This window comes from Mesorhizobium sp. M0771, from assembly GCF_040320155.1.
In the GTDB taxonomy this organism is placed as follows: domain Bacteria; phylum Pseudomonadota; class Alphaproteobacteria; order Rhizobiales; family Rhizobiaceae; genus Mesorhizobium.
In genome coordinates this window covers 257,916-270,182 of the sequence record NZ_JAMYPC010000003.1, presented here as the reverse complement: position 1 = coordinate 270,182, position 12,267 = coordinate 257,916, and the positions used below count along the sequence as shown (strand labels likewise).

Below are 12,267 nucleotides of genomic sequence, written 5' to 3'. Positions count from 1 at the left end.
AGGGGTTCGTAAAACTGGAGGGACAAATGTCAGCAGTTTCGGAACAGGCGCCCGTCAACAGGCTGCGCAAGAACAGTCTTGGCGTCGGCGCTATTACCTTCATGGTGATTTCGGCGGCGGCGCCGCTCACCGCGGTTGCCGGCGGCACGCCGCTCGGCATGCTTATGGGCAATGGGGCGGGCTTTGCCGGAACCTATCTTATCGTGACCGTGTTGCTGCTGCTGTTTGCGGTCGGCTACGTCGCCATGTCGCGCCATGTCGGCAATGCCGGCGCCTTCTATGCCTATGCCGCGCGCGGGCTCGGCGGTTTGCCGGCGGCGCAACCGCAATCATCGCGATCCTGTCCTACAACGCCATGCAGATCGGGGTCATGGGCCTGCTGGGGGCCGCGACCGCCGGCCTGTTCGCCGGCTGGGGCATCGACCTGCCCTGGTGGGTGTGGAGCTTCATCGCCGTCGCCATCGTCGCGGTGTTGGGCTACCGCCAGGTCGACCTGTCGGCCAAGATCCTGACGGTGCTGGTGCTGTGCGAATACATCGTGGTGCTGGTGCTAGACCTCGCCATCCTCAAGACCGGTGGCGACAGTGGTCTCTCGGCGGCGCCGTTCAGCTGGAGCCAGATCGTCAGCGGCTCGCCCGCCATCGCCATCCTGTTCTGTTTCGCCGCCTTCATTGGTTTCGAGGCGACGACGATCTACGCCGAGGAAGCCCGCGACCCCAAGGTGACGATTCCGCGCGCCACCTATTTCTCAGTGTTGCTGATCGGCGTCTTCTACATGGTCACGGCCTGGCTGATGGCGGTCGGCGCCGGCGTCGACAAATTGTTGCCCGCACTGCAGGCGCTTCAGGATCCGACGACTTTCCTGTTCGGCCTGTCCGACCGCTACGCCGGAACCATGCTGTCGCACGCCATGGGCATCCTGTTCGTGTCGAGCCTGTTTGCCGGCGTGCTGGCGTTCCACAACGCGGTTGCCCGCTACATCTACGTCTCGGGCCGCGAGAAGCTGTTGCCTGAAGCGATCGGCGTGACGCATTCAGTGCACCAGAGCCCGCATGTTGCTTCCGTCATCCAGAGCGTGTTGGCAGCGATCGTCATCGGACTGTTCGCGGTGCTCGGCCTCGATCCGGTTCTGGCGCTGTTTTCCTGGCTGACCAATGTCGCGACGCTGGGAGTCATCGTCATGATGGCGGTGGCCTCGCTCGCCGTGGTGATGTACTTCCGCGCCAACCCGTCGACGCAGGAGAATGCGCTGAAGACCACCATCCTGCCTGGGCTGGCCTTCATCGCTTTCGTCGTCATCATCTACCTGATCGTCATTAATTTCGGTGGCCTGTCGGGCGCCAGCGGCTCCCTCGGCGTGTTCCTGCCGGGGCTGGTGCTGATTGCCGCGGTGGTCGGCCTGCTGCTTGCCGGTGCGTTGAAGAGCCGGGATCCGGTTGCCTTCGAAAATCTCGGCGTGCCGCTGAAGGACTAGGACAAAGGACAAGGGGGTAGCGCGTTCGGCGCCGCCCCTTTCCATCGCAAAGGGAGTACCGGCGTTGAGCTTTGCCGAGAGCATCACCGTTGAGGCGTTGGAAGCCGATCCGTATCCGATCTATGCGGAACTGCGGCGCAGCGCGTCTGTCGCTTTCGTGCCGGCGGTCAATCTCTGGTTCGTCACCCGCTGGAAGGACGTCGAGACCGTCGCAAAGTCACCCGACATCTTCTCCGCCGTCGTCGGTACGTCTCCGGTCGAACGCTCGTTCGGCAAGCCGACCATCCTGACCACCGACGGCGAAACGCACAGACAGCTGCGCCAAGGCGTCGATCCGAAATACCGGCCGCGCACCGTCGCCGCCTATGCCGGCGATCTCGTACGGTCGATTGCCGAACCTTTTCTCGACCGGATCGCCGAACAAGGCTCCGCCGAGCTGATGGCGGATTATTTCGAGCCGGTGTCGACGCTCAGCCTGGCGCGCTCGCTTGGCCTTGCCGACATCGACATGCCGACGCTGCGCCGCTGGTTCTATGGCCTTGCGCAGGGCGCCATCAATTTCGAGAACGACCCGAAGCGGCAAGAGATCGCCGACGCGATCAGCGCCGAGGTCGGCGCAGCCATCCGGCCGACTCTGGATAGACTGGCGCGCGCACCCGACGACTCGGCGCTGTCGCATATGCTGCATGACGGCATGCCGGAAGGCACGACGCGGCCGATCGATTTCTTGATGCCAAGCATCAAGGTCATCCTGCTTGGCGGCATGCAGGAGCCCGGACATGGTGCCGGTTCGATCCTCGCCGGCCTGCTTGCGCATCCCGAACAATTGCGGCAGGTGCTCGCCGATCCCGAGACCTTTGTGCCCAGGGCTGTCGATGAAGGCTTGCGCTGGGTGGCGCCGATCGGCACCCAGACGCGGCAGACGACGCGGGCGGTCGAGCTTGGCGGCGTAACGATCCCTGCCGGCGCCGCGGTCGCTGCACTTGTCTCCTCGGCAAGCCGCGACGAGAGCCGCTTTGCCGATCCAGACCGCTTCGACATCAACCGCAGGGAAGGCAATCATGCCGCCTTCGGCTTTGGTCATCATTTCTGTTCGGGCCGGTTTTTCGCGCGCGAGCAGATGTGCCTTGCATTAAGGCTGCTGCTCCTGCGCTTCCCCGATCTCAGCCTGGTGCCGGGCAAGGTGCCGGTGTTTCGCGGCTGGGAATTCCGAGCGCCAACCACGTTGTATGTTTCCCTGGGAGTCCGCCACCAATGATCAGCCAGAATGCCATCGACGCTCTGCGCAAGACGGAGATCGGCGATCGGGGCTTGTTTATCGATGGCGTACAGGCCGCAGCGACGAGCGGCGCGACGCTGGCGGTGATTTCGCCGATCGACGGCCGCCCTTTTGCCAGCATCGCCGACGGCAATGCCGCCGACATCGATCGCGCGGTCCGATCGGCGCGAAAAGCATTCGAGAAGGGTTCATGGTCGCGCGCCGCCCCTGCCTTTCGCAAGAAGGTGCTGACGAAATTTGCCGAGCTGATCGAAGAACATGTCGACGAGCTGGTCGTGCTTGGCGTGCGCGACAACGGCACCGAGATCGGCATGGCCTACAAGGCCGAGCCACTGTCGGCGGCCGGCACCATCCGCTACTACGCCGAGGCGATCGACAAGGTCTATGGCGAGATCGCGCCGACGGCCGACAATGTGCTCGGGCTGATCCACAGGGAGCCACTCGGTGTCGTCGGCGTCATCGTGCCGTGGAACTTCCCGCTGATGATCGGTGCCTGGAAGATTGCGCCCGCACTGGCCACCGGCAACAGCGTCGTCGTCAAGCCGCCGGAGATCGCCTCGCTGACCTTGCTGCGGCTGGCCGAACTCGCAAGCGAGGCTGGACTTCCCGAAGGCGTGTTCAACGTCGTTACCGGTCATGGTGCTGTCGCCGGCGAAGCGATTGGCCTCCATATGGATGTCGACGCCATCGCCTTTACCGGATCGGGGCCGGTCGGCCGGCGGCTGCTCGAATACTCCGCCCGTTCCAATTTGAAGCGGGTCTTCCTCGAGCTTGGCGGCAAGTCGCCCAACATCGTCTTTGCCGACGCTCCGGACCTGAAGCAGGCGGCGGTCGTCTCGGCCAACGGCATCTTTCGCAATTCAGGCCAGGTCTGCGTTGCCGGCTCGCGTCTGCTCGTTCAGTCGTCGGTCTATGATCTTTTCATGGACGAACTTGTCTCGGCAACCACGCGGCTCAAGGTCGGCGACCCGCTCGATCTCGCCAGCGATATCGGTGCGGTATCGAGCGCCGAACAGCTGGACAAGAATCTCGGCTTCGTCGCCATGGCGCAAGCCGAAGGCGCCCGTCTCGTCGCCGGCGGCGAACGGATACTGACCGAGACCGGCGGCAGCTACATGGCGCCGACGATCTTCGAGAACGTGACGCAAGAGATGCAGTTGGCGCGCGAGGAGGTGTTCGGACCGGTGCTCGGCGTGATGCGCTTCGAGACCGAGGAGGAGGCGGTGCATCTCGCCAACTCCACTGTCTACGGGCTTGCCTCGGCGGTGTGGACCGCCAATCTTTCCACGGCCCATCGCATGGTGCGCGCCATCAACGCCGGTGTCGTCCACGTCAACACCTATGGCGGAGCCGATATCACCGTGCCGCTTGGCGGCGTCAAACAGTCCGGTTTCGGCCGTGACAAGTCGCTGCATGCGCTGGAGAAATTTGTCGACCTCAAGACCGCCTGGATTGCGCTCTGAGCCTCGCGGAAAGGCCAGCATATCTGCTCTTTTCGTCAAGCTTGGCCTCAGAACGCCACGCTGGTGCTGGTTGGCGGCGATCAGGTCGTCGCTATCGGCAAGCTCGACTAGCGTGGTGTCGCGGGTCCAGGCTTTGCGCGGAAAGCCGTGTTGCGACCGGCGGGTATCACAGCGTCCTACTCCGTTGTGCCGGCTTTTTTTCTGCGCCGATTGGTGTGCGACTGGGCGACGGCCATTCGTAATTCAGGTGTGACCTCCAAACGCGCATTCTCTGTCCCATGCGGGTCTTGCAGCCCCTGGACGTGGACGGTCGGGAATGGGAGCTCGATGCCCTGCTCCTTGAAGGCCTGGCGGAGGCGCAAAAAGAACCTGCCTTTCATGCTGAAGGCGCCTCCAGGTCTGGTCGTGACCTTGACCCTCAAGACGATGCCGTACTCGCCGAACTCCTGCACCCCCTGCATCTTGATCGGTTCGATCACCCAGTGTTTGAACTCCGGATCTTCCGCCAGTTCCAGGCCAATTCGCTTGATCAGTTTGCGAGCAAAGTCGATATCGGTGTCATAGCCAACGGTGATGTTGAATTTGTCGGTGACCCAGTCACGGCTCTGGTTCTGCACGGCGCCGAGTTCGCCGAAAGGTATCGTGAACAGCGGACCACGATGGTGGCGCAGCTTCACCGAGCGCAGCGAAAAGCTCTCCACCGTACCCCTGTAGCTGCCCGATGAAATGTATTCGCCGACACGGAAAGCATCGTCGAGCAGATAAAACACGCCAGAGATCACGTCCTTGACGATGGTTTGCGCGCCAAAACCCACGGCGACGCCGACGACGCCGGCGCCGGCGATCAGCGGGCCGATCTGGATGCCGATCGAAGCGAGCATCATCAGCACCGCCATCACGATGATCACTGCTAGCAGAATGTTCTGGATGATCGGCAACAGCGTGTGCAGCCGCGCCTGATGCGGATCGAGGGTGAGGATGTCTTCTTCGCTCACCACCGCTTGCGGTATCGCGACGCCCAGCTTTCGTTCGATCAAGGCTTTGATGATCGACCAGCCGAAATCGGCAGCAAGGGCAATGACCACGACGTTGATCAAGCCGCGCAATATGAGCATGGTGGTCGTATCGCTGCCGCGCATGGATTGCATGTCCAGGCCCAGTACGCGTGCGAGAAGGTAAGCCGCCGCGAGGATGAAAATCATCCGGATACCGCGATCGATGACAGCGATCGTCACCGCCGGGATCGTCGGCCGGCCGGCATCTTCCGAACCGGGCCGCAGGACGAAATTAACCCCGCGCTCTGTCAGCACAATTGCCAAAGGCAGGAAGAATGCGGTGAAGGTAAACCAGAAGAATGTGTAGAGGCCGGCAATGCGTTCGAGGAACAGAACGACGAAGTAAGCCGTCAACAACCATGTCACTGCCGTGTGACCGCTGTGGCGCGCGCCGTCTCGCTGCGTTCTTGGCCGACGCCAAATGGCCAGCAGGAAGAGCAACAGCAGGATGAAATCGGCGCCCACCGACAGGACCATCATTCCGTCCTGGTCTATGCCGAGACCCGGCAAGAGGACAAACGCGGCGGCGAAGAAGGCGAAAACGCCGACGATCCGGGGCAGCCAATAAGCCCAATGGTCAGCAGCTCCGTTGGTGATCGGCAGGGCACGAACCTCGATGGCGTGCTCGACCTCCATGAAAGAAGGGACGAGCGTGGCCATCACGTATAGGCGCACAGCCCACGTAAAGACCGCAGCCATCAGAAATGTCAGCACAATCTCGCGGATGAGCGCTGGCCAGTCGAACAGCATGAACGCACCGGCGCTGCCCAGCGCGAACGAGCCGATCATCATGCTGGAATAAAGCGTGCGGCCGCCGATCTTCTTGGCCCGCCCGATGGGCGTATCTCTGGGTTGCGCGATGATCCAAAGACGAAATGGACGGGTGAGCTTGTATATTGCCCAGGTGAGCGCCAGGCCGGCAGCGATAAAGATCGCAATCAGCACCAATATGCTGACGGGGCCCTTGCTGGACATATCGTCCATTGTCTGGGCCCGGACGCGCGCGAACTGGCCTGGCAGTGTGGGCACGGTTCGCACGATTTTCTCGATGTGATGCTTGATCCGATCGAGCGTCGAGGATGCCATTGTATTCATCTGGCCCGGTGCGGCCACGGCGTCGGCCGGCGGAGCGCCAGCCGCAGCAGGCGCTTCCGTTGATCCAGCGGCCGGATTTCGTTGCTCGGCCACCCAGGCCTTCACCGACGGATCGTCGAGAAGCTCGAACAGCTGTTTGACCTTGTCGGGCGCGACGGCGGCCGGTGACTGCGCCTGTGCCGGGCCAGCCAGCAGGAGGGCGATCCCAAGGACGAACGGCCCGGCAATCAGGGCAAACTTCGTCGTCAGGCCTCCGAGACGCCGTGCCGGGCGCGCCAGCTTGCTGGCTCCCAATCGTCGATTCATGAGCAGCATCGTGCGGTAACCTTCCGGTCAGATCGGCGAGCAAGGACAGCTATGTCCGTCGTTGCCCCCACCTTTAACAAGCCGATGTTGCGGTGCAAGTCTCATCGCACCTAGACCGTTGGGTAGGGCACCAGGCGACCGGCAAGGCTGTCATCACCAGTGCCAGCGTTGCGCTGCATTCCTTGTCCCGACCACCTAGACCGGGTCGTTGTCGGTCGGGGGTTGCTCCGCGGCGGGAGCCTGTGACCATGCCGCATTGCACAATTTTGCGACCTTGCCCACAATGCACGCATGGTCCGCAGCTCACTCGCCGTCCTGGTCATCGACGAAAACCGTATCCGCGCCGCGATCATCGAGGCAGGTTTGCGCGAGGCCGGCCATGAGCGGGTCACCGTCATCCACGACGTGACCGGCATTGCGCGGCGCATCGCCGAGATCGAGCCGGACGTCATCGTCATCGATCTGGAAAACCCGAACCGCGACATGCTGGAAAACATGTTCCAGCTGTCGCGTGCGGTGAAGCGGCCGATCGCCATGTTCGTCGACCGATCGGACCAGGCATCGATCGAAGCGGCGGTCGATGCCGGCGTTTCGGCCTATGTGGTCGACGGCCTCAGGCAAGAGCGCGTCAAGCCGATCCTGGACATGGCGGTCAGCCGCTTCAACGCTTTCTCGCGCATGGCGCGCGAGCTGGAAGAGGTTCGAGGGGAGCTTGAGAGCCGCAAGGTGATCGACCGTGCCAAGGGCATCCTGATGAAGTCGCGCGGCCTGACCGAAGAGGCCGCCTACACGCTGCTGCGCAAGACGGCGATGAACCAGAACCGCAAGATCGGCGACATTGCCCAGAGCCTGGTGACTGCCGCCGGGCTGCTCGGGCCGTCGGAGGACGAATGAGCATGAGCGCCGAGCACCAGATCACCGCCGGCTTCATGCCGCTCTTCGACAGTGCCGTGCTGGTTGCGGCGGGTGAGCTTGGATTTGCCGCACGCGAGGGCATTGATCTCACACTGCACCGCGAGACCTCCTGGGCCAACATCCGCGACCGCATCGCCATCGGCCATTTCCACCTGGCGCACATGCTGGGGCCGATGCCGCTCGCCTGCAATCTCGGGCTGACGCCGCTTGCTTCCGAGACCATCGTGCCGTTTTCGCTCGGGCTTGGCGGCAATTGCGTCACCATCTCCAACGCTGTCTGGGAAGGCATGGCGGCACACGGCGCCATACCCGATCTCGAGCCCGCGCGCGCGGGCGCAGCCCTCGGTGCCTTCATTCGCGACCGCGCCGGGGCTGGCGGCGATCCGCTGCGCTTTGCCGTGGTGCACCCGCATTCGGGGCATAATTACGAACTGCGCTACTGGCTTGCCGGGTGCGGCATCGATCCGGAGCGCGAGATCGAGATCGTCATCGTGCCACCGCCCTTCATGGCCGATGCGCTGGTCGCCGGGCGGATCGACGGCTACTGCGTCGGCGAGCCCTGGAACAGCGCCTCGGTCGCCGCCGGCACCGGCCATATCGTCACCATCAAGGCGCTGCTGTGGCGCAACAGTCCGGAGAAGGTGATCGGCGTGCGCAAGGCCTGGTCGCAGGAGAACCCGGTCGCGCTGGCAGCATTGCTGCGCGCGCTGCATCATTCGGCGCGCTGGTGCCAGGATCCGGGCAACCACGCCGAACTGGCTGGTGTGATGGCTCAAGCTGGCTTCCTCGGCCTGCCACCAGCTGTCCAGATGCCGATCCTGACCGGCCATCTTGAACTGGGCGGCGGCGCCGAACTGGATGTCGACGACTTCTTCCTGCCCTTCGACAAGGCGGCGAACTTTCCGTGGAAGAGCCATGCGCTGTGGTTCTATACGCAGATGGTGCGCTGGGGGCATGTCGAGCACACGCCGGAAAACCTTGCTATCGCCCGTGACTGCTACCGTCCGGACCTCTACCGCTCGGCGCTAAAGCCGCTTGGCGTTGCACTTCCCGGCGCCAATGCGAAGGTCGAGGGCGCGCTTAAGGTCGCCACGGCTGTCGGTGCGACTGGGGCAGGCTTGGTGCTTGGGCCGGACGGCTTCTTCGACGGTCAGACCTTCGACCCCGACGAGATCGACGGCTATATAGCGCGCCAGAAAGTCGCTCGCGCGGAAGCCTGATCATTCTCGCGCCATTCTTGTGCGTTGCACAAAAAATGTGCGTGCGATTGCTGTAATGAACAATCTTTGACCTGCTTGCGATGTCGCCTCGCGTGCCGGCGTCTGGCGCGTAATGTTGATTTCATTTAGGTTTTTCGTTTCACTCAGAACTGGCACGGTTCCTGCTTTGAATTAGCCAGACCCTTCGCGGGTCACGGAACAGGCGTCCAATGGCGGGCGCCACAGGCAAAGCTGCCGCTCAGGTCAACGACGCGATCCCGGATGTACGGACGCGCGAGGCCTGGACGGCGGCTTTTTTGTTTTGGGCCACTCGACGAAGCGTTCAACCGGAGATCACGATGAAAGAAAAAATAGGGAAATGGATCGGGACGGGAACATCGCTCAAGGATGTGACGCGCCGCGATTTTCTTGTCAGCAGCGCCATGACGGCCGGCCTGTTCGTGGCGGCCCGCAAGCTCTTCCCCTCGGGCGCCTATGCCGCCACGACCGCTCCGGAGGTCACCGGCGCCAAGCTCGGCTTCATCGCGCTGACCGACGCGGCGCCGCTGATGATCGCCAAGGAGAAGGGGCTGTTCGCCAAGTTCGGCATGCCCGACGTCGAGGTGATCAAGCAGGCCTCCTGGGGCGCGACGCGCGACAATCTGATGCTCGGCGGCGAAGCCAACGGCATCGACGGCGCTCACATCCTGACGCCGCTGCCCTATCTCATGCACACCGGCAAGGTGACGCAGAACAACCAGCCGATGCCGATGGCTATCGTGGCGCGGCTCAACTACGACTGCCAGGGCATTTCGGTTGCGCAGGAATACGCCGGCACCGGTGTCGGCCTCGACGCCTCCAAGCTGAAGGACGCCTTCGCCGCCAAGAAGGCGGCCGGCAAGGAAATCAAGGCCGCCATGACGTTCCCGGGCGGCACGCATGATTTGTGGCTGCGCTATTGGCTGGCCGCCGGCGGCATCGATCCCGACAAGGACGTCTCGACCATCGTCGTGCCGCCGCCGCAGATGGTCGCCAACATGAAAGTCGGCAACATGGACGTGTTCTGCGTTGGCGAACCGTGGAACGAACAGCTCGTCCACCAGGGCGTTGGTTTCACCGCCGCCACCACCGGCGAACTGTGGAAGGGTCATCCCGAAAAGGCGCTCGGCCTCCGCGCCGAATTCATCGACAAATACCCGAACGCCACCAAGGCGATCGTGATGGCCGTCATGGAGGCCCAGCAATGGTGTGAGGCCACGGAGAACAAGGACGAGATGGCCGCCATCATCGGCAAGCGGCAATGGATGAACGTGCCTGTCGCCGACATTATCGGCCGCCTCAAGGGCGACATCAACTACGGCAATGGCCGCGTGGCCACCGGCACTGACCTCTACATGAAATTCTGGAAGGGTGGCGTCTCCTATCCCTACAAGAGCCACGACAGCTGGTTCCTCGCCGAAAACATCCGTTGGGGAAAATTCGCGCCGACCACCGACATCAAGACGCTGGTCGATCAGGTCAATCGCGAGGATATCTGGCGCGAGGCGGCGAAGGATCTCGGCGTTGCCGCAGCCGATATTCCGGCCTCGTCGTCGCGCGGCGTCGAGACCTTCTTCGACGGCAAGATTTTCGACCCGGCCAACCCGTCGGCCTATCTCGACAGCCTGAAGATCAAGGCATCGGCTTGACCAGCGCAAACGGCGCGTTCCGCCGTTTGTCGCCCCAGCGCAACGGCGCTTCGCCGTTGTCGACCGCATCGACCCCGGAGTTATTGTCAGACATGTCCATCCAAGCCATTGAGGAAACCACGGTGAAGGCGTTCCCCGCGAAGCCTGCCGCGGTCATCGCTTTCACCGCCAGGGCGCGGCGCCGCTTCGACCCGATCGCGATCGCCGGCAGGCTGGCCACCGCCCTGGTGCCGCCGGTCATCGTTATCGCCTTCATGCTGGTCGTGTGGCAGATCGCCTGCTCGTCGCCGACCGCCAGCCTGCCGCCGCCCAGCCAGGTGTGGAACGAGGCCTATGACCTGATCGCGCATCCGTTCTTCAACAACGGCCCGCAGGATATCGGCCTTGCGTGGCGGGTGCTGATCTCTCTGCAGCGCGTCGCCATCGGCTTCGGCCTGGCGGCGATCGTCGGCGTCGCGCTCGGCGCCCTGGTCGGCCAGTCGATCTGGGCCATGCGTGGCCTCGATCCAGTGTTCCAGATACTGCGCACCGTGCCGCCGCTGGCCTGGTTGCCGCTGTCGCTGGCTGCTTTCCGCGATTCCAGCCCGTCGGCGCTGTTCGTTATCTTCATCACCTCGATCTGGCCGATCATCATCAACACCGCCGTCGGCGTGCGAAACATTCCGGAAGACTACCGCAACGTCTCGCGCATCCTGCGGCTCAACCAGTTCGAATTTTTCGTCAAGATCATGGTTCCGGCAGCTGCACCTTACATCTTCACCGGCCTCAGAATCGGCATCGGCCTGTCCTGGCTCGCCATCGTCGCCGCCGAAATGCTGACCGGCGGCGTCGGCATCGGCTTCTTCATCTGGGACGCCTGGAACTCGTCGCGGCTGCCCGACATCATCGTCGCGCTCGCCTATATCGGCGTCACCGGCTTCTGCCTCGACCGCCTGGTCGCTGCGGTCGGCGCTTTCGTCACCCGCGGCACAACGGCAAAGTGAGGAGAGGGCGATGACGGCCTATCTGAAGCTCGACCATATCGACAAATCCTTTGCCCGCGGCAGTCAGGTCAGCGAGGTGCTCAAGGACATCAGGCTGACCATCGACAAGGGCGAATTCGTCTCCATCATCGGCCATTCCGGCTGTGGCAAGTCGACCTTGCTCAATCTGATCGCCGGGCTGACCAAGGTTTCCGCCGGCGCCGTGCTGCTTGAAAACAAGGAGGTCGACAGCCCCGGACCCGAGCGCGCCGTGGTGTTCCAGAACCACAGCCTGCTGCCATGGCTCACCGTCTACGAAAACATCAGCCTGGCGGTGTCGAAAGTCTTTGGCCGTTCCAAGAGCAGGACCGAGCGACATGACTGGATCATGCGCAATCTCGATCTCGTGCAGATGGCCCATGCCAAGGACAAGCGGCCGGCCGAAATATCGGGCGGCATGAAGCAGCGCGTCGGCATTGCCCGGGCGCTTGCCATGGAGCCGAAGATCCTTTTGCTCGACGAGCCGTTCGGGGCACTCGACGCGCTGACGCGCGCCCATCTGCAGGATGCGGTTATGGACATCCATTCCAGGCTCGGCTCGACGACGATCATGATCACCCACGATGTCGACGAGGCGGTGCTGTTGTCCGACCGCATCGTCATGATGACCAACGGTCCGGCGGCGACAATCGGCGAGGTGCTTGCGGTGCCGCTGCTGCGGCCGCGTCGACGCGTCGAACTCTCTTCCGACCGCACCTTCCTGCGCTGCCGCGAAGCGGTGCTGAAGTTCCTCTATGAACGCCACCGCTTCGTCGAAGCCGCGGAGTAACG

General features: G+C 63.1%; 8 protein-coding genes and 1 pseudogene. 8 read left to right on the top strand and 1 reads right to left on the bottom strand.

Annotated features, from left to right (window positions below; translation table 11 throughout):
• Positions 1-26: 26 nt before the first annotated feature.
• From NKI05_RS06690 to NKI05_RS06680, 3 genes and pseudogenes are all read left to right on the top strand, one after another.
• Positions 27-1,474 (top strand): annotated as a pseudogene (locus NKI05_RS06690) (APC family permease).
• Between the two features lie 64 nt (positions 1,475-1,538).
• Entirely contained in the window at positions 1,539-2,732 is a 1,194-nt protein-coding gene (locus NKI05_RS06685) for a cytochrome P450 (protein ID WP_023682702.1), read from the top strand.
• Positions 2,729-4,216, top strand: a complete 1,488-nt coding sequence (locus NKI05_RS06680; protein ID WP_023682701.1) for an aldehyde dehydrogenase — start codon at positions 2,729-2,731, stop codon at positions 4,214-4,216. The genes NKI05_RS06685 and NKI05_RS06680 overlap by 4 nt, the downstream gene beginning before the upstream one ends.
• A gap of 176 nt (positions 4,217-4,392) precedes the next feature.
• On the opposite strand, the gene NKI05_RS06675 is transcribed toward NKI05_RS06680, so the two are convergent.
• Entirely contained in the window at positions 4,393-6,681 is a 2,289-nt protein-coding gene (locus NKI05_RS06675) for a mechanosensitive ion channel family protein (protein WP_023714908.1), read from the bottom strand.
• A 282-nt stretch (positions 6,682-6,963) separates the two neighbouring features.
• Between NKI05_RS06675 and NKI05_RS06670 the strand changes: the two genes are divergently transcribed.
• The 5 genes from NKI05_RS06670 (at position 6,964) to NKI05_RS06650 (ending at position 12,265) form a co-directional block, all read left to right on the top strand.
• On the top strand, positions 6,964-7,566 hold the full coding sequence (locus NKI05_RS06670) for an ANTAR domain-containing response regulator (RefSeq protein ID WP_023667842.1): 603 nt from the start codon (positions 6,964-6,966) through the stop codon (positions 7,564-7,566).
• Between the two features lie 2 nt (positions 7,567-7,568).
• Complete coding sequence (locus NKI05_RS06665; RefSeq protein ID WP_027050164.1) at positions 7,569-8,807, top strand: CmpA/NrtA family ABC transporter substrate-binding protein; 1,239 nt, start codon at positions 7,569-7,571, stop codon at positions 8,805-8,807.
• Positions 8,808-9,145: 338 nt separating this feature from the next.
• The gene (locus NKI05_RS06660; RefSeq protein ID WP_023667844.1) at positions 9,146-10,474 is read left to right on the top strand and encodes a CmpA/NrtA family ABC transporter substrate-binding protein; all 1,329 of its coding nucleotides are present in this window, start codon (positions 9,146-9,148) and stop codon (positions 10,472-10,474) included.
• Between the two features lie 92 nt (positions 10,475-10,566).
• Positions 10,567-11,457 (top strand): nitrate ABC transporter permease, encoded by an 891-nt coding sequence (gene ntrB, locus NKI05_RS06655; protein ID WP_023747991.1) that lies wholly within the window; start codon positions 10,567-10,569, stop codon positions 11,455-11,457.
• A gap of 10 nt (positions 11,458-11,467) precedes the next feature.
• Positions 11,468-12,265: an ABC transporter ATP-binding protein gene (locus NKI05_RS06650; RefSeq protein WP_023751804.1), complete on the top strand. Its 798-nt coding sequence runs from the start codon at positions 11,468-11,470 to the stop codon at positions 12,263-12,265.
• Positions 12,266-12,267 lie beyond the last annotated feature (2 nt).